The organism is Vineibacter terrae, from assembly GCF_008039615.1.
Classification (GTDB): domain Bacteria; phylum Pseudomonadota; class Alphaproteobacteria; order Reyranellales; family Reyranellaceae; genus Vineibacter; species Vineibacter terrae.
The window spans coordinates 1-21,041 of record NZ_VDUZ01000075.1; the positions used below are offsets into that span (position 1 = coordinate 1).

Annotated in this window: 17 protein-coding genes; 13 read left to right on the forward strand and 4 right to left on the reverse strand. The window is 68.9% G+C overall.

Translation table 11 applies throughout. From position 1 onward, the window contains the following. The first annotated feature begins 45 nt into the window (after window positions 1-45). The 5 genes from FHP25_RS38030 (at window position 46) to FHP25_RS38050 (ending at window position 6,978) form a co-directional block, all read left to right on the forward strand. Entirely contained in the window at window positions 46-1,560 is a 1,515-nt protein-coding gene (locus FHP25_RS38030; RefSeq protein ID WP_147852226.1) for a DHA2 family efflux MFS transporter permease subunit, read from the forward strand. A 214-nt stretch (window positions 1,561-1,774) separates the two neighbouring features. Then, window positions 1,775-2,536 (forward strand): RNA methyltransferase, encoded by a 762-nt coding sequence (locus FHP25_RS38035; RefSeq protein ID WP_147852227.1) that lies wholly within the window; start codon window positions 1,775-1,777, stop codon window positions 2,534-2,536. A gap of 311 nt (window positions 2,537-2,847) precedes the next feature. After that, window positions 2,848-3,522: a hypothetical protein gene (locus FHP25_RS38040; RefSeq protein ID WP_147852228.1), complete on the forward strand. Its 675-nt coding sequence runs from the start codon at window positions 2,848-2,850 to the stop codon at window positions 3,520-3,522. 322 nt (window positions 3,523-3,844) lie between these two features. Further along, window positions 3,845-5,503: a thiamine pyrophosphate-binding protein gene (locus FHP25_RS38045; protein ID WP_147852229.1), complete on the forward strand. Its 1,659-nt coding sequence runs from the start codon at window positions 3,845-3,847 to the stop codon at window positions 5,501-5,503. Between the two features lie 230 nt (window positions 5,504-5,733). Next, window positions 5,734-6,978 (forward strand): CaiB/BaiF CoA transferase family protein, encoded by a 1,245-nt coding sequence (locus tag FHP25_RS38050; protein WP_178134094.1) that lies wholly within the window; start codon window positions 5,734-5,736, stop codon window positions 6,976-6,978. A gap of 332 nt (window positions 6,979-7,310) precedes the next feature. Here the strand turns inward: FHP25_RS38050 and FHP25_RS38055 are convergent, their stop codons facing one another. Next, window positions 7,311-8,318 (reverse strand): Bug family tripartite tricarboxylate transporter substrate binding protein, encoded by a 1,008-nt coding sequence (locus FHP25_RS38055; RefSeq protein WP_147852231.1) that lies wholly within the window; start codon window positions 8,316-8,318, stop codon window positions 7,311-7,313. A 699-nt stretch (window positions 8,319-9,017) separates the two neighbouring features. Between FHP25_RS38055 and hrpB the strand changes: the two genes are divergently transcribed. Next, complete coding sequence (hrpB, locus tag FHP25_RS38060) at window positions 9,018-11,519, forward strand: ATP-dependent helicase HrpB (protein WP_147852232.1); 2,502 nt, start codon at window positions 9,018-9,020, stop codon at window positions 11,517-11,519. Between the two features lie 120 nt (window positions 11,520-11,639). Here the strand turns inward: hrpB and FHP25_RS38065 are convergent, their stop codons facing one another. Then, the gene (locus FHP25_RS38065; protein ID WP_231712626.1) at window positions 11,640-12,563 is read right to left on the reverse strand and encodes a DUF1194 domain-containing protein; all 924 of its coding nucleotides are present in this window, start codon (window positions 12,561-12,563) and stop codon (window positions 11,640-11,642) included. 142 nt (window positions 12,564-12,705) lie between these two features. Between FHP25_RS38065 and FHP25_RS38070 the strand changes: the two genes are divergently transcribed. Further along, on the forward strand, window positions 12,706-13,914 hold the full coding sequence (locus FHP25_RS38070; RefSeq protein ID WP_147852233.1) for an acyl-CoA dehydrogenase family protein: 1,209 nt from the start codon (window positions 12,706-12,708) through the stop codon (window positions 13,912-13,914). A gap of 5 nt (window positions 13,915-13,919) precedes the next feature. Next, a complete protein-coding gene (locus tag FHP25_RS38075) occupies window positions 13,920-14,927 on the forward strand; it encodes a glutathione S-transferase family protein (protein WP_147852234.1) in 1,008 nt (335 codons plus the stop codon). A gap of 6 nt (window positions 14,928-14,933) precedes the next feature. Here FHP25_RS38075 and FHP25_RS38080 read toward each other — a convergent pair whose 3' ends face one another. After that, window positions 14,934-15,932, reverse strand: a complete 999-nt coding sequence (locus tag FHP25_RS38080) for an NAD(P)H-quinone oxidoreductase (RefSeq protein ID WP_218578932.1) — start codon at window positions 15,930-15,932, stop codon at window positions 14,934-14,936. A gap of 103 nt (window positions 15,933-16,035) precedes the next feature. Between FHP25_RS38080 and FHP25_RS38085 the strand changes: the two genes are divergently transcribed. The 3 genes from FHP25_RS38085 to FHP25_RS38095 all read left to right on the forward strand — a co-directional run bounded on the left by FHP25_RS38085 (window position 16,036) and on the right by FHP25_RS38095 (window position 17,999). Continuing rightward, window positions 16,036-16,224, forward strand: coding sequence for a DUF1192 domain-containing protein (locus FHP25_RS38085; RefSeq protein ID WP_147852235.1), 189 nt, complete (start codon window positions 16,036-16,038; stop codon window positions 16,222-16,224). Between the two features lie 164 nt (window positions 16,225-16,388). Continuing rightward, on the forward strand, window positions 16,389-17,174 hold the full coding sequence (locus FHP25_RS38090) for a 3-hydroxybutyrate dehydrogenase (RefSeq protein ID WP_147852236.1): 786 nt from the start codon (window positions 16,389-16,391) through the stop codon (window positions 17,172-17,174). A gap of 93 nt (window positions 17,175-17,267) precedes the next feature. After that, window positions 17,268-17,999, forward strand: coding sequence for a CVNH domain-containing protein (locus FHP25_RS38095; protein ID WP_147852237.1), 732 nt, complete (start codon window positions 17,268-17,270; stop codon window positions 17,997-17,999). Between the two features lie 131 nt (window positions 18,000-18,130). Here FHP25_RS38095 and FHP25_RS38100 read toward each other — a convergent pair whose 3' ends face one another. Beyond that, window positions 18,131-18,724 (reverse strand): hypothetical protein, encoded by a 594-nt coding sequence (locus tag FHP25_RS38100; RefSeq protein WP_147852238.1) that lies wholly within the window; start codon window positions 18,722-18,724, stop codon window positions 18,131-18,133. A 158-nt stretch (window positions 18,725-18,882) separates the two neighbouring features. Here FHP25_RS38100 and FHP25_RS38105 point away from each other — a divergent pair, with 158 nt between their 5' ends. Together FHP25_RS38105 and FHP25_RS38110 are read left to right on the forward strand one after the other, a co-directional pair. Continuing rightward, on the forward strand, window positions 18,883-20,178 hold the full coding sequence (locus tag FHP25_RS38105) for an O-acetylhomoserine aminocarboxypropyltransferase (RefSeq protein WP_147852239.1): 1,296 nt from the start codon (window positions 18,883-18,885) through the stop codon (window positions 20,176-20,178). A gap of 66 nt (window positions 20,179-20,244) precedes the next feature. Then, window positions 20,245-21,039 (forward strand): alpha/beta fold hydrolase, encoded by a 795-nt coding sequence (locus tag FHP25_RS38110; RefSeq protein WP_147852240.1) that lies wholly within the window; start codon window positions 20,245-20,247, stop codon window positions 21,037-21,039. Window positions 21,040-21,041: the final 2 nt, after the last annotated feature.

The window sequence follows — 21,041 nt, forward strand, 5'->3', positions numbered from 1 at the left end:
CACGCGCGCTCATGATGCGCGCGTGGACGCGCGCGGTCCGAAGCCATGACTGCCGCGATCGCCCAGCCCGCGCCGGGGCGGCATTATCGGCTGCTGATCACCGGCACGATGATGCTGGCGACCTTGCTGCACGTCATCGATGCCACGATCGCCAATGTCGCGCTGCCGCATATGCAGGGCACGCTGGTGGCGACGCAGGACCAGATTTCCTGGGTGCTGACGTCCTACATCGTCAGCTCGGCGATCATGACGCCGCTCGCCGGCTGGCTGGCGGATCGCCTGGGGCGCCGCCGCCTGCTGATCATCGCGGTGGTCGGCTTCACCATCACGTCGATGCTGTGCGGCGCCGCCGCGAGCCTGGAGCAGATGGTGCTGTTCCGCGCCGTGCAGGGCGCGTTCGGCGCCACCCTGGTGCCGTTGTCGCAGGCGATCCTGCTCGACTCCTATCCGCCGGAGGAGCACGGCTTCGTCATGTCGATCTGGGGCGTGGCGGTCATGGTCGGGCCGATCATGGGGCCGACGCTGGGCGGCTGGCTGACCGAGGAGTTCTCCTGGCGCTGGGTGTTCTACATCAACCTGCCGGTCGGCTTGCTGTGCCTGGGCGGCATCGTGGCGCTGATCCATGATCATGGGCCCAGCCGGCGGCGACCGTTCGACCTCATGGGCTTCGCGCTGCTGGGGATCTCGCTGGGCTCGGCCCAGCTCATGCTCGACCGCGGCGAGCTGGCCGACTGGTTCCATTCGACCGAGATCGTGATCGAGGCGGTCATCGCCGGCGTGGCGCTGGTGATGTTCCTGATCCACGCCACCACGACCAATCACCCGTTTCTCGACCTGCGCCTGTTCGAGGACCGCAACGTCTCCGTCGGCCTGCTGTTCGCCGGGCTTGCCGGCCTGATCCTGATCGCCACCGCGGCGCTCATGCCGCCGTTCCTGCAGAACCTGCGCGGCTATCCGGTGATCACCGTGGGCATCATGCTGGCGCCGCGCGGCATCGGCATGATGATCGCCATGCTGATCTTCGCCCGCATCGCCGGCCGTTTCGATGCGCGCCTGATCGTCGCCGCGGGGTTCGGCATCACCGCATACTCGATCTGGCTGATGACGCAGTTCAACTTCGACATCGATGCCTGGGCGGTGGTGTGGAGCGGGGCGCTGCAGGGCTTCGGCCTGGGCTTCGTCTGGCCGCCGCTCAGCACCATCATGTTCGCCAGCCTGCATCCCAGCCAGCGCACCGACGTCGCCTCGCTCAACGCGCTGGCGCGCAACCTCGGCGGCAGCGTCGGGATTGCGGCGCTGGTGGCGATCCTGTCGCAGAACACGCAGGTCGCACGCGCCGACCTGGCGCCGTCGATTTCCACGCTCAACCCCACCTGGATGGCCGTCGTCGGCAGCGGCGGACAGAGCGCCACGACGCTCGCCCTGTGGGATGTCGAGCTGACGCGCCAGGCGTCGATGATCGCGTACCTCAACGACTTCCAGCTCATGATGTTCGTCGTGCTGGCCTCGATCCCGCTGCTGGTCCTGCTCAAGCCGGCGCCTGTTGCGGCGCGGCGGTAGGGACGAACGTCCTCCCCAACGAAGTTGGGGAGGTGCCCCGAAGGGGCGGAGGGGAGCCGACGTGGTCTTGGTAGCTGAGACCACGACGGCTCCCCATCCCCGACATATCGACGCGAAGCGTCGATATGTCGTATTCGGCCACCTTCCCCACGCTGCGCGTGGGGAAGGGATGAGTACTCGCACCGAGCGCTTCCCCCGTGTAGAACGCCGCCCCATGGGACGGGCAAACAAGAGCGATATTCCTGACGCGCCGGCGCCGGCGGTCGTGCTGGTGCGGCCGCAGCTGGGCGAGAACATCGGCATGGCGGCGCGCGCCATGCTGAACTGTGGGCTCGGCGAGCTGCGTCTGGTGGCGCCGCGTGACGGCTGGCCCAACCCGGCGGCGCAGCGTGCGTCCTCGGGGGCCGATTCGGTGCTGGAGTCGGCCCGCGTGTTCGAGTCGGTTGCCGATGCGGTGGGCGACATGACGCGCGTTATCGCGACCACGGCGCGCGCCCGCGAGCTGACGCAGCGCGTCGTCAACCCGCGGCGCGCCGCGGAGGAGCTGCGCCAATGGATCGCGGCCGGCGAGCGCGGCGCGGTGCTGTTCGGGCCCGAGCGCACCGGCCTGCAGAACGACGACCTGGTCCATGCCGACACCGTGCTGTCGATCCCGCTCAATCCACATTTCTCGTCGCTGAACATGGCCCAGGCCGTCCTGCTGGTGGCCTACGAGTGGTCGCAGGCCGGCGCGGTGCCGGACGAGACGCTGGTGACCAACACGGCCCGGCCCGCCACCAAGGCGGAGCTCACCAACCTGTTCCTGCATCTGGAGCGCGAGCTCGACGAAAGCGGCTTCCTGCGCGTGCCCGAGAAGCGGCCCGACATGGTGCGCAACATCCGCGCCATGCTGCAGCGGGCCCGGCCGACCGAGCAGGAGGTGAACACCTTCCACGGCATCATCGCCTATCTCGCCACAAAGAGGCGCCGGGGCTGACAGGTCCTGCCCTGCACTACTGACCTCAAGAATCTTCGCAAGCCGCGGTGATTTTTGTAGCCTTCATGGTGAGCACAGGTGAATGCGAAGCATTCACCTGTGCTCACCATGAAGCACCCCTCCGCCATTTGGTTGCGGCCAACGGCTGCGCTGTGTGGCTGTCATCGGTGCTGATAGTTACGCCAATCTCACCACGTTACCAACTCCCCCTACTTAGCCGTCCGTCTGTTCCGCGCTAACGTGCACGCGATCCCCATCTGCTTGGGGGAGTGAACAGAGAGGCCCCACACGGGTCCACGGGAGGTGACGTCATGCGCAAGTTCCAGATCGCCATGCCTATGATCGCGCTTGCGACGATGGTCGTGGCCGGCGAGGCGGTGGCACAGCAGCAGCCGCCGCAATTCCCCAACATGAGCTTCTTCATCACCAGCACCGGCGGTCCCAAGGGCGCCGACTATGGCGGGCTCACGGGCGCCGACGCCCATTGCCAGGCCCTGGCGGAGAAGGCCGGCGCCGGCGCCAAGACATGGCGCGCCTATCTCAGCGCCCAGGCCACGGGCGGGGCCACGGCGGTGAACGCGCGCGACCGCATCGGCAAGGGGCCATGGCTCAACGCCGCCGGCGTGCGCATCGCCACCGACGTCGCCGACCTGCATTCGGCGCACAACCGTATCGACACGGAGAACGGCCTGGCCGAGAACGGGCGGCGCATCCCCAGCCGGCTGTTCGTCGTCAACCAGCATGACATCCTGACAGGCTCGCTCGAGGACGGCACGGCGCCGCCGCCGGACAAGGACATGACCTGCGGCAACTGGACCAAGAGCGGCGAGGGCGCAGCCATGGTGGGCCACCATGACCGCATGGGCCTGCGCGATGACGCGCCCTCGAAGTCGTGGAACGCCTCCCACCCCTCGCGGGGCTGCAGCGCTGACGCTCTGAAGAGCTCCGGCGGCGCCGGACTGCTGTACTGCTTCGCCGCGAACTAGTCCCCGGAATCACTGGTTGGTGGCACACCTGTCATCCCGAGCGCCCCTTCGACAGGCTCAGGAGAGGGATCTCCTGCGAATGGCGCACCGTGCGCTCTGCCGCAGGAGATCCCTCGCTGCGCTTGGGATGACAATCGTGACTCACTTTCCACGGGAAGCGGGTACTGGGTGGTAAAGCGCATATGCCGGCTCGGTCGGTCAGCGCCGGTATCGCCCAACGCAGGGACCGCATGGCTGGCCTGTAAAGCAGGGCCCCCCTGTCGACCCTGCCATCAATGCATAATCTCGGGGCTGAAGTTCATTCGGTCACGAGAGGGGCAACATGAGCGAAGTCGATGGCGCTACCCTGATCGCGAGGAGCCTCAAGCAGCAGGGCATCGATCACCTGTTCGGGGTCGTCGGGTTTCCGATCACCGCGATCGCCGTGGCCGCGCAGAAGGAAGGCATCGCCTATCTCGGCATGCGCAACGAGCAGAGCGCCGCGTACGCGGCGGGGGCCTACGGCTATCTCACCGGCCGCCCCGGCGCCTGCATCGTGGTTACCGGGCCAGGCGTGGTGCACGGTCTGGCGGGTCTCGCCAATGCCCAGCAGAATTGCTGGCCCATGATCCTGATCGGTGGCGCCTCGGAGACCTACCGCGGCGGCATGGGCGCGTTCCAGGAAGAGCGGCAGGTGCTGATCGCCTCGCCGTTCTGCAAGTTCGCGCACGGCATCGAGAGCGTGCACCGCATCCCCTACTATGTCGAGATGGCGACCCGGCACGCGATCTATGGCCGCCCCGGCGCCACCTATCTCGACATGCCCGACGACATCATCAGGGGCACATGCGATCTCGACAAGGTCGTCGAGGTCGGGCGCGCGCCCGACCCGCCGCGCATGGTCGCGCCTGGTGAGAACGTCGAGGCGGCGCTGAACCTGCTCGAGCGGGCCCAGCGGCCGCTCGTTCTCCTCGGCAAGGGCATGGCGTGGTCGCGCGCCGAGGACGACGTCCGCGCCTTCATCGAGCGCACGCAGCTGCCGTTCGTGCGCTCGCCGATGGGCAAGGGCGTGATGCCGGACGATCATCCGCTGTCGGCCGGGGCGGCACGCACGCTGGCGCTGCAGCAGGCCGACGTCATCTTCCTGATGGGCGCGCGGCTGAACTGGATCTTCCACTTCGGCCAGGCGCCGCGCTATGCGAAGGATGTCAAGGTCATCCAGCTCGACATCGCGCCCGAGGAGATCGGCCACAACAAGGCAACGGAAGTGGCGCTGGTCGGTGACGGCAAGGCCATCGTCGGGCAGCTCAACAGGGCGCTGGTCGACCGGCAGTGGTTCCATCCCAAGGACTCGCCGTGGCGGCAGGCGATCGCCAAGAAGACGGCCGACAATGCCGCGCAGATCCGGCCGCAGATCGACGACGATCGGGCGCCGGCCGGCTATTACCGCGCCCTGCGCGATGTCGCCGCCTGGATGCCGCGGGACGCGATCCTGAGCGCCGAGGGGGCCGGCACCATGGATATCGGCCTCACGCAATTGCCGAGCTTCAACGCCCGTTCCTGCCTCAACGCCGGCACGTACGGCACGATGGGTGTCGGCCTCGGCCAGGCCATCGCCGCCTGTGTGGCGCATCCCGACCGGCCGGTCATCCACCTCTCCGGCGATTCGGCGATCGGCTTTTCCGGCATGGAGATGGAGACGCTGGTCCGCTACAACCTTCCGGCCAAGATCGTCGTCCTGAACAATGGCGGCATCGGCCCCGGCATGCCGGAGATCCCGCAAGACCCGATGTTCAACCTGCAGCCCAACGCGCTGATCTACGGCGCCCGCTATGATCGGGTGATGGAGGCCTTCGGCGGCAAGGGCTTCTTCGTGCAGGACCCGAAGGACCTGCGCGGCGCGCTGGACGAGGCGATGAGCTTCCGCGGCCCCGCCCTGGTCAACGTCGTGATCTCGCAGGGCTCCGCCCGCAAGCAGCAGGAGTTCGCCTGGCATAGCTGATGGAGTGAGGGCCCATAGAAGATGTGGAAAAGCGCTTCATGGTGAGCGCAGGTGAATGCCCCGCATTCACCGGGTCGAACCATGAAGCGCCGCACCAGCGCCCGTGCGAGGCCTTCATGGTTCGACTCAGTGAATGCGAAGCATTCACCTTGCTCACCATGAAGGCAGCAAGGAGTGACTCATCAAAGGGCCGCGCATTCCCGGCGCGGCCTCCTATGGGAGTGATCGCCATGCAGGAGCGGGTAGTGCAGCCAGAGGTCACGACCGGGATCCAGCCGGCGCTCAAGGGGATCAAGGTGCTCGACCTCACCCAGTTCGAGGCGGGACCGTCCTGCACCGAGGCGCTGGCCTGGCTTGGCGCCGACGTCGTCAAGGTGGAGGAGCCTCATCGCGGCGAGCCGGGGCGCTGGGGATTCAGCGATCGCCCCGATGCCGATTCGCACTATTTCATCTACTACAACCTCAACAAGCGCAGCGTTACCTGCAACCTCAAGAGCGACGGGGGCAAGGCGCTGCTCAGGCGGATGATCGGCAAGGCCGATGTCCTGATCGAGAACATGGCGCCGGGCACCTTCGCACGCCTCGGCTTCGACTATCCGCGGTTGAGCGCGCTCAATCCGCGATTGATCTTCGCCCAGGTGAAGGGCTTCGCCCCGGAGAGCGAGCACGCGAACTATCTGTCCTTCGACATGATCGCCCAGGCGATGGGCGGCACGATGGGGGTGAACGGCCATCCCGATGCGCCACCGGTGCGGCCGGGCCCGACCATCGGCGATACCGGCACCGGCATGCTTTGCGCCATGGGCATCGTCGCCGCGCTCTACCAGCGCATGACGACCGGCCGCGGCCAGCACATCCAGATCGCCATGCGCGACGCGATGCTGAACTACTGCCGCACGCCGATGAGCCGCCAGGCCATGCGGACCGACCAGCTGCCGCGCGGTGGCAACGCGGTGCCCGGGACCGCGCCGGGCGGCCTCTACCCATGCGCGCCAGGCGGACTCAACGACTGGTGCTACATCTTCGCGTCGCGCGGCAACGAGGAGCATTGGCGGCGACTGGTGAAGGCGATCGGTCGCGAGGATCTGCTCGCCGACCCGCGCATGGTTGACGGCGCCACCCGTTTCGAGCACAGCGAGGCCGTGGATGCAGCCATCACCGAATGGACATCGAAGCGCAGCAAGCATGAGGTGACCCGGATCATCGCTGGCGCCGGTGTTCCTTGCGGCGCCGTGCTCACCACGCTCGAGCTGATGCACGACCCGGATCTGCATGCGCGCGGGATGATGCAGAAGATCGAGCATCCGGTGCGCGGGGCAGTCACCGTGCCGGGGTGGCCGCTGCGGATGTCGGACAGCAACGTCCCGCTGAAATGCGCGCCGCTTCTCGGCGCGGATTGCGAGGCGATCTATGGCGAGTGGCTCGGCTGCTCGCCCGAAGAGGTCAGGGACATGCGGCAAGGCAAGGTGATCTGAGGCGTGGCGCCGCAGCCCCACCCTTCGAGGTTACCCCTCGCCCCGCTGCCGCCAGGGCATTCGCATATGCCCCTATCGTCATCCCGAGCGTAGCGAGGGATCTCCCGCGAATTGCGCACCGTGCGCCCTGCCGCAGGAGATCCCTCTCCTGAGCCTGTCGAAGGGGGCGCTCGGGATGACGGCGAGGTCATATGCGAATGCCCTGCCGCTGCCGCGGGGCGAGGAGACGGCGCCGGTGCTCCCATATGCGAATCCCCCGCCTGCGGGGGGAGAAGGGAAGGTTCCCCGGGCAGCCCCGCGCTCCGCGGGGCGAGGCCGCTGCGCGCCGGGCGTCAATCCACCTTCGCGCCCGACGCTCTGATCACCGGCGCCAACCGCTTCTCGTCCATGGCGCGGTAGGCCTCGGTGTCGGCGCGGCTCATCCACGTCCGCGTTGCGCCCTGCTTGTCGAAGGCTTCCTTCACGGCGTTGCTCTCCAGCGCCTTCTTGGTCAGCGCCGATAGCCGCTCGACCATCGCGGGTGGCACGCCTGCGGGGGCGCAGACGCCGCCCCACGAGGTGATCTCGAAGCCGGGCAGAAGCTCGGCCATCGTCGGCAGGTCAGGGACGGCCGGATGGCGTTCCTTCGACGTGACCGCGAGGCCTTTCACCTTGCCGCCGCGCATCAGTGCCAGCGGCCCGGGGATATTGTCGAACATCATGTCGACCTGGCCTGCCAGCAGGTCCTGATGGGCGGGCGCGCTGCCGCGATAGGGCACATGCAGCAGGTTGACTTTGGCAAGCTGCTTGAAGATCTCGCCGCTGAGGTGTGGGCTGGTGCCTGAGCCCGAGGATGCGAAGGAATATTTGCCAGGGTTGGCCCGCACGACCTCGATCAGCTCGGCCAGCGTCTTGGCCGGAAAGTCGAGCCGCGTCATCAGCAGGTTCGGTACCGACCACAGCATGGCAATCCCGGTGAAGTCCTTGGCGGCGTCGAAGGGCAGCCGGGCGTAGAGCGTCGGCGCGATCGCGTGCGCGGCGATGGTGTAGAGGCCGATCGTGTAGCCGTCGGGCGCCGACTTGGCGATGGCCTCGGCGCCGACATTGCCGCCCGAGCCGCTCTTGTTGTCGACGATGAACTGCTGGCCGGTCAGCTCCGACAGCTCATGGCAGACGATGCGCGAGAGCGTGTCCGTCGGTCCGCCGGGCGGAAACACCACGATGTAGCGCACCGCCTTGGTCGGCCAGTCGTTGGCGGCGCGGGCAACGCCGGATGCGAGCATGGGCGCGGCGAGCGCGCCGCCGGCCAGCGCGAGCGCGCGGCGGCGCTGCAAGGCGCGTGGACTACGAACTCTGGTCATTTGAGCATCCTCCCAGTGATCTTTTGTTGATCCCTGAGTGCCGCATGGCGGGAACAACTTCAAGGGGCGGAAGTCGAGCGCTCCGTGGTCGAAAGACAACCGTGGAAGAAGCTGGTACCGGCTATCGATGAAAAGTGAGTCGCTGCCGTCCTGGCACTATTCAGTTCTCATTTCGGAAAAATTTATTGTACTCCGTAGGAGAATATGATATAGGCTGACATGAGGACTGCGGACGTGTCACTGGTAAAAGGCTTGGTTTGGCAACTGGTTTTCCAGGTTCGGGCATGCAGCGTGCCCTGAGTTCAATGGCAGCCTTGATGTCGCCCTGGGTGCGGCCGTAGAGCGTCGGCCGGCGCCGTTCCGGCGCGTGCACGCATCGAAAAGCGCGAGGTCGGTTTCTGCCGGTTTCTGCCGGTATCTGTCGGTTTCTGTCAGTTTCTGTCAGTTTCTGTCAGATCGACCAGCATACCCCAAGTGCTTGCAAGCACAGGTAAAAGGAGTTTCTGTCATTTCTGTCAGCGATCCTCGCGACTCCGACGCATCTCCCCCGATTGCGCATTCTCCCGCCACTGGATGCCGGGGGGCGCCGGCATCAGCTGCATGGTCCATCTCCGCAATGCGTGGGGATTGCCGCGGCAGGCGGTGGTGGCATGTCGGCCTGCGCATGCCCGCGCGGTGAGGGTGCCTGACGGGTCAGCCATGGAAACCTTGCCCATCGAAGACGCCCTGCCGGCGTTGCGGCAGGCGCTGGCCGCGCGCACCGAGGCGGTGCTGGTGGCGCCGCCCGGCGCCGGCAAGACGACGCGCGTGCCCCTGGCGCTGCTGGACGAGCCTTGGCTCGCCGGGCGCAAGATCGTGATGCAGGAGCCGCGCCGCATCGCGGCCCGCGCCGCGGCGCGGCGCATGGCCCAGACACTGGCGCAGCCGGTCGGCGAGACCGTCGGCTACCGCGTGCGCCTGGACAGCCGCGTCGGCCCGCGCACGCGCATCGAGGTCGTGACCGACGGCCTGTTCCTGCGCCGGCTGCAGGCCGATCCCACGCTCGACGGCGTCGGCTGCGTGATCTTCGACGAGCTGCACGAGCGCGGCCTGGAGACCGACCTGTCGCTGGCGCTGGTGCGCGAGGCGCAGCTTGCCCTGCGCGACGACCTGCGGATCGTGGCCATGTCGGCGACGCTCGACGGTGCCGCCGTCGCGAAGGTGCTGGGCGGCGCGCCGGTGATCGAGAGCGCCGGCCGCATGTTTCCGGTCCGGACGCGCTACCTGGATCGCGATCCGGAGGGGCGCATCGAGGACACGACGGCGTCGGCGGTGCGCCGCGCCCTGGCGGACGAGGCGGGCAGCGCGCTGGTGTTCCTGCCTGGCGTGGGCGAGATCCGCCGCGTCGAGGAGCGCCTGCGCGCGGGGCTGCCGGCCGACACCGACCTGGTGCCGCTTTTCGGCGATCTTTCCGCAGCGGAGCAGGACCGCGCCATACGCCCGGCGGCCGCCGGACGGCGCAAGGTGGTGCTGGCCACTTCCATCGCCGAGACCAGCCTCACCATCGACGGCGTGCGCCTGGTGATCGATTCAGGCTGGATGCGGGTGCCGCGCTTCTCGCCGCGCAGCGGCATGGCCCGGCTGGAGACGGTGCGCGTGACGCAGGCGGCGGCCGAGCAGCGGCGTGGGCGTGCCGGCCGGCTCGCGCCCGGCATCTGCTATCGCCTGTGGAGTGAGGCCACGCAGCGCGGCCTGCGCCCGCACGGCACGCCGGAGATCCTCGATGCCGATTTGGCGCCGCTGGCGCTGGAGCTGGCGGCGTGGGGCGCGCGCGATGCCATGACCCTGCCCTGGTTGACGCCGCCGCCGGCGGCGTCACTGTCGACCGCCCGGGACTTGCTGGTCGATCTCGGCGCGCTCGATTCAGGCGGCGCCGTCACCGCCCATGGTCGTGCCATGTCGGCGCTTGGCCTGCATCCGCGTCTGGCGCATATGCTGCTGCGCGGCCGCGATGAAGGGCAGGGGCCGCTGGCCTGCCTGGTGGCATCCCTGATCAGCGAGCGTGACCTGCTGCGCTTCGCACCCGGGCAGCGCGATCCCGATCTGCGCCACCGCGTCGACGTGCTTCTCAACGAGACCCGGCCGGTGGCTGGCGCCACGATCGATCGCGGCACGCTGGCGGCGGTGCGCCAGGGCGCGCGTGACCTGCAGCGGCGGCTGGGTGTGCGCGATGAGGATGCGCCTGACAGCCGCGCCACCGGCCGGCTGGTGGCCATGGCCTATCCCGATCGCATCGCGCGTCGGCGCGCCGGCGGCGGCAACCGCTATGTGCTGAGCGGCGGACGGGGTGCCGCCGTGCCGGACGGCGACCCGCTGGCGGCGGAGGAATGGCTGGCGATCGCCGACCTGGATGAAGGGGCGCAGGATGCGCGCATCTTCCTGGCCGCGCCGCTGGCGCTGGCCGATATCGAGGCGCTGTTTGCCGAACGTCTGGTCGCGCGCGACGTGCTGCGCTGGGATGCGCGCGAGCAGGCCGTCGTGGCGCGCCGCCAGCGGCGCCTGGGCACGCTGGTGCTGCAGGACCAGCCGCTGCCGGATGCCGATCCGGATGCCGTGCGCGCCGCGATGCTGGATGGCATCCGTGCCATGGGCCTCGACAGCCTGCCCTGGACGGATGGCCTGCGGGCATGGCGGCAGCGTGTGCTGTTCCTGCGCCGGCACCTTGGCGACGCCTGGCCGGACCTGTCGGATGCCGTGCTGCTCGAGTCGCTGCCGGCATGGCTGGGGCCTTACCTCGACGGCGTGTCGCGCCGTACGCATCTGGATCGCGTCGACCTTGGCTCGGCCTTGCGCGGCCAGCTCGACTGGAACCAGGGCCAGGCGCTCGACGCGATGGCGCCCACGCACGTCGCCGTGCCCAGCGGCTCGCGCGTGCCGATCGACTACGGCAACGTCGAGGAGCCGGTGCTGGCGGTGCGGCTGCAGGAGATGTTCGGCCTGGCCCAGACGCCGCGCATTGCCGGCGGCAAGGTGCCGCTTCTGATCCACCTGCTGTCGCCGGCGCGGCGGCCGGTGCAGGTGACACGCGATCTCGCCAGCTTCTGGGCCACCGGCTATCGCGCCGTGAAGGCCGAGCTCAAGGGCCGCTACCCGCGCCACTACTGGCCCGATGACCCGCTGGTGGCCGAGCCCACCGCCCGCGTCCGGCCGCGGCCGAAATAGTCGGAATCCAAGGTGCCTCATGGTCGGGCCGCGGCGCTCCAGCGCCGCTCATGGGTCCGGCGCCGCGCGCCGGATGCGGCGCTGGAGCGCCGCGGCCCGACCACGCAGTCAGCTCCAGCCCTACTGCTGGAACCGCCGCTGCCAGAACTCGCGGGAGCGGCGCTCGCCGATGTCGCAGCCGAGCTCGTAGGGCCGCTTGCCGGGAGCCGGCATCGAGCCTTCCAGGGCCTGCGCCACCTGCCGCTCGCCGGTGACGCCCAGGCGCCGTTCCGGCACGTCGCTGGCGCGGGTCCTGCCGTTGGGCGTGATGCCGGCGATCTCCTGCATCAGCTTCTTGCGGACGGCGTCGTCGAAATTCTGGAAGCTGTTGGCCACGACGAGGAACGAGCGCGGCCCGCCGATGACGCAGCCTTCGTAGTAGCGGTCGAGGTCCGGGTCGGGCGGAAAGCCGTACTTGTTGGGCCGGCCGTTCATGATCGGCAGGCCGTTGATGGTGATCTTCTGCGTCAGCGCGTCATCGCGCGCCTGCGTGACCAGGCCGCCGTCGTTGTTGGCGCCGTCGCCCGAGATATCCAGCACCTTGCGCTCGGCGCTGTAGGGATTGCGCTCGAACAGCGGGACGGCATAGCGGATCGCGCCGCTGATCGACGTGCGGGTCAGGATCGTGATCGGCGCCTTGGCCAGGCGGTCGGCGAAGGCCTCGATCGCCGCCTCGCTGTCGAGCAGGGTCCAGTCGACCAGAAGCTGCTGGCGCCAGGCGTCGGACCATTCGAAATAGGCCACGGCGATGCGGCCGCTGTAGCCGCCGAGGATCGCTTTCTTGATCAGCGGATCGGTGAAGGCGCGCACATAGCCCTGGCGCTGCAGCTCGGCTTCGTCGGGGTCGATGCTGCCGGAGACGTCGACCGCCAGGACCAGCGCCAGGTCGACCTCCTTGGTGTCCTGGGCCGCCGCCGGCATGGCGCACAGGCCCAGCAGCACACAGCCACGCCACATGACGCGGCGCCATCCGACATGATCCGAGCGCAGGCGATTGACGACCATGGGCCGGCCTCCAGGTGCCGCATCGACAGGCGAAAGCATATCTGCCCATCACGGGCTGTCCAGCGCGCGACACGCTCGACAGCCATGAGCTGCTATTCATATTCTGTGCCGATCATATGATGGTCACCAGGAAGGAACCGCCATGGACCTCTCTCTCGGCTCCGAAGATCGCGCCTTTCAGGACGAGGTGCGTGCCTTCCTGCGCGACAACCTGACTTCGGACCTGCGGCAGGCCGGCGCCCGCACCGGCGGCGCCTTCGCCGAGGTCGAGGCCGGGTTCCGTTGGCATCGCATCCTGGCGCGGCGGGGCTGGTCGGCCACCACCTGGCCGACGGAGCATGGCGGCCCGGGCTGGAGCGCGACCCAGCGCTACATCTTCGCGCGCGAATGCACCGCCGTCGACGCGCCGCGCGTGTTCAACATGGGCGTGCGCATGGTCGGGCCGGTGGTCATGAAGTTCGGCACGCCTGAGCAGAAAGCCAAGTACCTGCCCGGCATCGCGTCCGGCGACATCGTCTTCTGCCAGGGCTACTCCGAGCCCGGGTCGGGCTCCGACCTCGCGTCGCTGAAGACCAGGGCCGACTCCGACGGCGACGACTACGTGATCAACGGCAGCAAGATCTGGACCACGTTCGCGCAGCACGCCAACCACATGTTCTGCCTCGTGCGCACGGCGCAGGACACCAAGCCGCAGGAAGGCATCACCTTCCTGCTGATCGACAGCATGCAGACGCCCGGTCTGACCGTGCAGCCGATCATCACGCTGGCCGGCGACCACGAGGTCAACCAGGTGTTCTTCGACAATGTGCGGGTACCCAAGGCCAACCGCATCGGGCCGGAGAATGCCGGCTGGACCGTGGCCAAGTACCTGCTCGAGTTCGAGCGCGGCGGCGATGCCTACACGCCCAACCTCTACGCCCGGCTCGAGGACGTGCGGCGCATCGCGCGCGAGGAGCGGGCCGATGACAGCGGCCGCCTGATCGACACGCCGGACTTCGCCGAGCGGCTGGCGCTGGCCGAGATCGAGATCCAGGCGCTCGAGATGATCGAGCTGCAGGTGCTGAGCGACCTCAGCCGCGGGCGCAATCCCGGCGCCGTGTCGTCGGCGATGAAGATCCGCGGCTCGGAGACCCTGCAGAAGCTCGACGGCCTGGGTGTCGAGGCCCTGGCGTACTACGCCACGCCGTTCGAGCCCGACGCGCGCTCGCTGGGCTGGAACGAGCCGACGGTGACGCCTGACCACGGCATCACCGCCATGCCGCTCTATCTCAACAACCGGGCCTCGACGATCTACGCCGGCTCCAACGAGATCCAGCGCAACATCATCGCCAAGGCAATGCTGGGGCTGTGACGGCGATGGCGGACGGCCGCTACGACCTCTACGGCGCGAACCCGTCGCCGTACTCGATGAAGATGCGCGCCGTGCTGCGCTATCGGCGCCTGCCGTTCGCATGGCACGCCGGGCCCGGCGCGCGCGACATCGCGATCGCGGCGGGCCTGCCGCCGGTGATCCCGGTGCTGCGCTTCCCCGACGGCACGCTGCTCAACGATTCGACGCCGCTGATCGAGGCGCTCGAACAGCGGCATCCGGCCGAGCGCTCGCTGATCCCGGACGATCCGGGGCAGGCGTTCCTGGCCTTCCTCATCGAGGACATGGCCGACGAGTGGCTGACCAAGGCGATGTACCATTATCGTTGGTGGTACGAGCCCGATCGCGCCTTCGCTGCCGTGTGGGTCATCGGCGACCGCATGATCGGCCGGCCGCCGGGCGAGGTCGAGCGGGCCGGCCGGGCCTTCATCGAGCGGCAGGTCGGGCGCATGGCGCTGGTCGGCGCCACCGCCGAGAACCGCCCGACGATCGAGAAGAGCTACCTGCGTGTCCTCGATGCGCTGGAGGCTGGCCTGCCCGCGCAGCCGTTCCTGTTCGGCAGCCGGCCGTCGCTGGCCGATTTCGGCCTGTTCGGCCAGCTCAGCACCCTCAGCGTCGATCCGACGCCGGCGTCCATCCTGCGCGAGCGTGCGCCGCACGTGCTGACCTGGCTGCTGCGGCTCGACGACAGTTCGGGCGTCGATGGCGACTGGAGCGCCGCCGATGCGCCGCTGCCGGCGATGGTGCGCGCGCTGCTGCAGCTGTGCGGCGACACCTACCTGCCGTTCCTGGCCGCCAACACGCGCGCCATCGCCGACGGGCAGGACGTCGTATCGGTCGAGCTGCGCGGACGCCCGTACACGCAGGCGCCGTTCCGCTACCAGGCGAAATGCTACGATGCGCTGCGTCACCGCTTCGCCAAGCTGCCGCCGCCGCACCGGCAGGCGATCGTGCCGGTGCTCGAGGAGGCAGGGTGCCTGGGCTACCTGGCGTGAGGGCGCTCAGAACGTCAGCATGATCTTGCCGACATGATCGGCGCGCTCGAGCTCGGCATGGGCGGCGGCGGCGTTGGCCATGGGGAAGGTCTTGAAGATCACCGGCTTGATCACGCCCTTGTCGAGCAGGGGCCAGACCTTCTGGCGCAGGCCAGCCGCCATGCGGCCCTTGTTGGCGATGCTTTGCGGCCGCATGGTCGAGCCGGTGATGGTGAGCCGGTTCATCATCACGAAGGCGGCGTTGATGGTGGCGGTGGCGCCGCCCTGCACGGCGATGACCACCAGCCGCCCTTCCGGCTTCAGGAGCTGCAGGTTCTTGGGGATGTAGTCGCCGGCCACCATGTCGAGCACGACGTCGACGCCGGCACCGTCGGTCAGGCGCTTCACCTCGGCAGCCCAGTCATTGTCCTTGTAGAGGACGGCGTAGTCGGCGCCGAGCTTGCTCACCGCGGCGGCCTTCTCGGCGTTGCGCACGGTGGTGAGCACCGTGGCGCCCAGCGCCTTGGCGAGCAGGATGGCGGTGGTGCCGATGCCGCTGGCGCCGCCATGGATCAGCACGCTCTCGCCGGCCGCGAGCCGGCCGCGCTCGAAGAGATTGTGCCAAACGGTGAAGTAGGTCTCCGGCACCGCAGCCGCCTGCACCATGTCGAAGCCGGCCGGCACCGGCAGGCATTGCGGCGCCGGCACGCGGCAATACTCGGCATAGGCGCCGCCCGGCGTCAGGGCGCAGACCGCGTCGCCCACCGACCAGCCGCTGACATCGGCGCCCAGGGCGGCGATGGTGCCGGCGCATTCCAGGCCGGGCAGGTCGGACGCGCCGGGCGGCGGCGGATAGGTGCCGGCGCGCTGCGCGAGGTCCGGCCGGTTGACGCCGGCAGCCGCGACCTTGATCAGGACCTCGCCTGCCTGGGGCGCCGGCACCGGACGCGTCGCCGGCTTCAGCACATCGGGTCCGCCGGGCTGGCTGATCTCGATGCAGGTCATGGTAGGGGGCAGGGCGCTCATTGCGACTCTCCGCACGGGTTTCGGTGGCGATGGACGCCTGCTATAGCCCGGAGCCGGGCGGACCGTCCATCGGCCCGCCGGGCGATCCTGCCGGAGGAAGGCCATGGCGCGCGATGATGATGAGCTTGAGCCCCGCACGAAGAAGCCGCAGCTGAGGAATCTCGATCCCATGTCGGTCGACGAGCTGCGCGGCTACATCGCCGAGATGAAGGCTGAGATCGCGCGTGTCGAGGAGAAGATCAAGGCCAAGCAGGCCCATGCCGCCGCGGCGCAGCAGTTCTTCAAGCGCTGAACATTTCGTGCTGTCATCCCGAGCGCCCCTTCGACAGGCTCAGGCGAGGGATCTCCCGCGACCGGACGCATGGTGCGTCGTACGCAGGAGATCCCTCGCCTGAGCCTGTCGAAGGGGCGCTCGGGATGACAATGTTGATTGTCCGACCAGGAGGTTAAGCCCCCATGATCCTTGCCAACAAGACGGCCATCGTCACCGGCTCGACCAGCGGCATCGGGCTGGGCGTCGCCCGCGCGCTGGCGGCCGAAGGCGCCAATGTGATGCTCAACGGCTTCGGCGATGCCGCGGCGATCGAGCAGATCCGCAAGGACATCGCCGCCACGGGGCCGGGCAAGGCCGCCTACCATCCCGCCGACATGAGCAAGCCGGCGGAGATCGCCGACCTTGTGGCCAGGACCGCCGCCACCCTGGGCTCGGTCGACGTGGTGGTGAACAACGCCGGCATCCAGCACGTGGCGCCGGTCGAGGACTTCCCGGTCGAGCGCTGGGACGCCATCATCGCCATCAACCTGTCGAGCAGCTTCCACACCATCCGCGCCGCGCTGCCCCTGATGAAGAAGGCCGGCTGGGGCCGCATCATCAACATCGCGTCCACCCACGGGCTGGTGGCGTCGGGCCACAAGACGGCCTATGTCGCGGCCAAGCATGGCGTGCTGGGCCTGACCAAGGCGGTGGCGATCGAATGCGCCAACACCGGGGTCACGTGCAACGCCATCTGCCCGGGCTGGGTGCTGACGCCGCTGGTGCAGAAGCAGATCGAGGCCCGCGCCGCCGAGCAGAAGATCAGCGTCGAGCAGGCCCGCAACACACTGCTGGGCGAGAAGCAGCCGCAGCTGCAGTTCACGACGCCCGAGCAGCTTGCGGCGCTGGCCGTCTTCCTGTGCTCGCCGGCGGCCGCCAACATGCAAGGCTCCCAGCTCGTCAGCGACGGCGGCTGGACGGCGCAGTGAGCCGCCGCAGATTCCCCAAAGATTGACGGAACATGCCGCCGTTGGGACTTAATTGAAGGACAGATGATGGTGGTCTCTGTCAGGGAGGAAGTCATGTCCCGTCTCTCGGGCAAGCAGTGGGTGATGGTCGCGGCGCTGGCCGGCGCGGCACTGGGAGCGGGGGAGGCGGTGGCACGCGATTTCTACGACCTGCCGCCGGGGCCGTACCGGCAGGAGTGCCGCAACGAGCGCGTCGAGGGTGGCTACCTGCTGCGGGCGACCTGCCCCAAGCGCGACGGCGCGTTGCGTGAATCGTCGCTCGATCTGCGCACCTGCCCGCGCGGCGCGATCGTCTACAACGACGGCGCCTACCTGAAGTGCAACAGCAGCGGCGGCGGCTCCAACACCGGCTACGGCAAGGACCGCTACGGCTATTCACTGCCGCCAGGCCCGTACCGGTATGATTGCCGCAACGAGCGCGTCGAGGGCGGCTATCTGCTGCGGGCGACCTGCCCGAAGCGCGACGGCGCGCTGCGCGAATCGTCTCTGGATCTGCGCACCTGCCCGCGCGGGACGCCGGTCTACAATGACGGCGCCTACCTGAAATGCGGCACCCCGCCGGGCAACAGCGACGGCTGGCGCGATCGCGAAGCGCGCGGCCGCTACGATCTGCCGGGCGGACCCTATCGGCGCGAATGCCGCAACGAGCGCGTCGTCAACGGCTATCTGCTGATGGCGACATGCCCCAAGAACGACGGCCAGATGCGCGACGCGTCGATCGACCTGCGCACCTGCCCGCGCGGCTCGCTGATCTACAACGAAGGCGCCTACCTGCGCTGCCGGTAGGCAGGCGAGCCGTCATCCCGAGCGCAGCGAGGGATCTCCTGCGGCAAGGCGCACAATGCGTCATTCGCGGGAGATCCCTCGCTGCGCTCGGGATGACGGAAAGGGCGGCAGCGTGGATGGCGGCCCTGGTTCTACGACCCCGACCGGGGCCGCATCTCGATCTCGATCACGTCCAGCCGTGCGGTGTCGGCGGCGGCGCGGGTCTGCGCCGTCAGCAGCAGGTGGATCGGCAGCCGGCTGCCGCCGTCCGCCGCCATGCCCTCGGCCATCAGCGCGCGGTCGGTGCTGAAGCGCACGGTGCGGATGCCGCCCTTGCCGGGCTGGATCTGGTCGGTGAGGTCGAACAGATGCGCATCGCCGCCGATATCGACCATCAGGAACACGCGTCCGCCCTCGCTGCGGTTGGCATAGACCGTCAGGTCGACATCGAAGCCGGTCAGCACGCGGCCATGCGGCACCGCATAGGGCTGATAGGGCGCCGCCGTCAGCGTTTGCGAGCGGCCGGCCTGGCCTGCGGTGACCGCGGCGCGGAGGTTGGTGGTCGAGCACACCAGCCCCAGCGCCTTGGGCGTGCAGATCAGGCGCGTCACCGGCGGTCCGGGCATGCCGCCGGTCGCGGCCGCATCGTCGGCCGCCGGCCGGTCATCGCTGGCCAGGGCAGGCAGCGCCCAGCCGGCGGCGGCGATCAGCGCGAGTCGGAGTCCGAGTCTCGTGAGAAGGCGCATGAGGGGTCCCTCCGGTTCTTCTTCGCCTGAAGCGGGTCCGGCGGTCCGTCTCATGCGGACCTTGCCGCCGCCTTTGTGATTGCGCGTCCGCCGCCCTCGTCTAGTCTCGCACCCGGCGGTCGGGACGCGGTTCCGTTCCCGGAATGCGGAGCAGTATAATGCCGGATGCGAAATTCCTGAAGTTTGACACGCTGGCGCTGCATGCCGGCCAGCAGCCCGATCCGGTGACCGGCGCCCGCGCGGTGCCGATCTACCAGACCACCAGCTTCGTGTTCCGCGATGTCGAGCATGCCGCCAGCCTGTTCAACCTCGAGGTCGGCGGCCACATCTACTCGCGCATCTCCAACCCGACCGTGGCGGTGCTGGAGGAGCGCGTTGCGGCACTGGAGAAGGGCACCGGCGCGCTGGCGGTGGCCAGCGGCCAGGCCGCGCTGCATATCGCCATCGCGACGCTGATGGGGCAGGGCGGCCATATCGTGGCCTCCTCGTCGCTCTATGGCGGCAGCCGCAATATGCTGGGTCTCACCCTGCCGCGCTTCGGCATCACGACGACGTTCGTCGACCCGCGCGATCTTGACGGCATGCGCAAGGCGATCCGGCCGGAAACGCGCCTGGTGTTCGGCGAGACGATCGGCAATCCCGGCGGCGAGGTGCTCGACCTGCCGGCAGCGGCGCAGATCGCGCACGCTTCAGGCGTGCCGCTGATGATCGACAACACCTTCGCGTCGCCCTACCTGTGCAATCCGCTGGAGCACGGGGCCGACATCGTCATGCATTCGGCCACCAAGTTCATCGGCGGCCATGGCCTGGCGATCGCCGGCGTGCTGGTCGAGGCCGGCCGCTTCGATTGGCGCGCATCGGGGAAGTTCCCGACGCTGACCGAGCCCTATGCCGGCTATCACGGCGTCGATTTCGCAGCCGAGTTCGGGCCGCACGCCTTCATCATGCGCGCCCGCGCCGAGGGCTTGCGCGATTTCGGCCCGGCGCTGTCGCCGCAGAACGCGTTCTACCTGCTGCAGGGGCTGGAGACGCTGCCGCTGCGCATGCGCCAGCACGTCGCCAACGCGCGCAAGGTGGCCGAGTTCCTCGTCGCCAACCCGGCCGTCGAACGCGTGCTCTATCCCGATCTGCCCGGCCATCCCGACCACGCGCTGGCGAGCACGCTGCTGCCGCGCGGCAGCGGCGCGATCTTCGCCTTCGATCTCAAGGGCGGCCGCGAGGCCGGCAAGCGCTTCATCGAGCGCCTGCGCGTGTTCTCCCACCTGGCCAATGTCGGCGATGCCAAGTCGCTGGTGATCCACCCGGCTTCGACCACGCATGCGCAGCTCACGGCCGCGCAGCTCGCGGCCACCGGCATCGGCGAAGGCATGGTGCGCCTGTCGGTGGGCCTGGAGGATGTCGAGGACCTGATCGACGATTTGTCGCCGGCGCTGCGCGCCGCGCTCAAGGGCTGAATATCCTTCCCCCTCCGGGGGAAGGGATCGTGAGATCATCACCATCAAACACGCCGGAGCCGTGCAATGACCACCACGTTGACAGTCGATGGCCATGAGGTGTTCGCCACCACTGGCGGCGTCCCGTTCGATCCGGCGAGGCCGGTCGTCGTGTTCCTGCATGGCGCCGGCTTCGACCGCACGACATGGCGGCTGCAGACCCGCTGGTTCGCCAACCATGGCCGTTCGGTGCTGGCCGTCGACCTGCCGGGGCATGGCCGGTCGGGCGGCCCGCCGCTTGCCGGCATCCCCGCCCTAGCCGATTGGACGATCCGGCTGCTCGACGCCGCCGGCCTGCGCCAGGCGGCGCTGGTCGGCCATTCGATGGGCGGCCTGGTGGCGCTCGATGCGGCCGGGCGCTATCCCGATCGCGTGCGGGCGCTGGGCCTGTGCGGCATCGCCGGCGAGATGCCCGTGCACCCCGAGATGCTGGAGTCCGCCAAGGCAGGCACGGCCAAGGTCCGCGAGCTGATGACGTTCTGGGGGCTGGGCAAGGCGCACCAGGTCGGCGGCATGGTCAGCCCCGGCCTGTGGCTGACGCGCGAATCGCTGGCGGTGCTCGACAAGGCGGCGCCCGGCGTCATCCACAGCGATCTGGCTGCCTGCAACAGTTACAAGGATGCCCCCGCCCGGGCGGCGCAGGTGACGTGCCCCGCGGCCTTCGTGTGCGGCGATATCGATCAGATGACGCCGGCCGCCAAGTGCAAGCCGCTGGCCGCCGCCGTCGCCGGCAGCCGCATGACGCTGCTGAAGGACTGCGGCCACTTCATGATGGTCGAGTGTCCGGATGAGACCCTCGACGCCCTGAAGGCCGTCGCCTGACG

Bases quoted from the DNA above. Each gene is read 5' to 3' on its own strand.
- FHP25_RS38030 (WP_147852226.1), top strand. From the start codon at position 46: ATGACTGCCGCGATCGCCCAGCCCGCGCCGGGGCGGCATTATCGGCTG.
- FHP25_RS38035 (WP_147852227.1), top strand. From the start codon at position 1,775: ATGGGACGGGCAAACAAGAGCGATATTCCTGACGCGCCGGCGCCGGCG.
- FHP25_RS38040 (WP_147852228.1), top strand. From the start codon at position 2,848: ATGCGCAAGTTCCAGATCGCCATGCCTATGATCGCGCTTGCGACGATG.
- FHP25_RS38045 (WP_147852229.1), top strand. From the start codon at position 3,845: ATGAGCGAAGTCGATGGCGCTACCCTGATCGCGAGGAGCCTCAAGCAG.
- FHP25_RS38050 (WP_178134094.1), top strand. From the start codon at position 5,734: ATGCAGGAGCGGGTAGTGCAGCCAGAGGTCACGACCGGGATCCAGCCG.
- FHP25_RS38055 (WP_147852231.1), bottom strand. From the start codon at position 8,318: ATGACCAGAGTTCGTAGTCCACGCGCCTTGCAGCGCCGCCGCGCGCTC.
- hrpB (WP_147852232.1), top strand. From the start codon at position 9,018: ATGGAAACCTTGCCCATCGAAGACGCCCTGCCGGCGTTGCGGCAGGCG.
- FHP25_RS38065 (WP_231712626.1), bottom strand. From the start codon at position 12,563: ATGGTCGTCAATCGCCTGCGCTCGGATCATGTCGGATGGCGCCGCGTC.
- FHP25_RS38070 (WP_147852233.1), top strand. From the start codon at position 12,706: ATGGACCTCTCTCTCGGCTCCGAAGATCGCGCCTTTCAGGACGAGGTG.
- FHP25_RS38075 (WP_147852234.1), top strand. From the start codon at position 13,920: ATGGCGGACGGCCGCTACGACCTCTACGGCGCGAACCCGTCGCCGTAC.
- FHP25_RS38080 (WP_218578932.1), bottom strand. From the start codon at position 15,932: ATGAGCGCCCTGCCCCCTACCATGACCTGCATCGAGATCAGCCAGCCC.
- FHP25_RS38085 (WP_147852235.1), top strand. From the start codon at position 16,036: ATGGCGCGCGATGATGATGAGCTTGAGCCCCGCACGAAGAAGCCGCAG.
- FHP25_RS38090 (WP_147852236.1), top strand. From the start codon at position 16,389: ATGATCCTTGCCAACAAGACGGCCATCGTCACCGGCTCGACCAGCGGC.
- FHP25_RS38095 (WP_147852237.1), top strand. From the start codon at position 17,268: ATGTCCCGTCTCTCGGGCAAGCAGTGGGTGATGGTCGCGGCGCTGGCC.
- FHP25_RS38100 (WP_147852238.1), bottom strand. From the start codon at position 18,724: ATGCGCCTTCTCACGAGACTCGGACTCCGACTCGCGCTGATCGCCGCC.
- FHP25_RS38105 (WP_147852239.1), top strand. From the start codon at position 18,883: ATGCCGGATGCGAAATTCCTGAAGTTTGACACGCTGGCGCTGCATGCC.
- FHP25_RS38110 (WP_147852240.1), top strand. From the start codon at position 20,245: ATGACCACCACGTTGACAGTCGATGGCCATGAGGTGTTCGCCACCACT.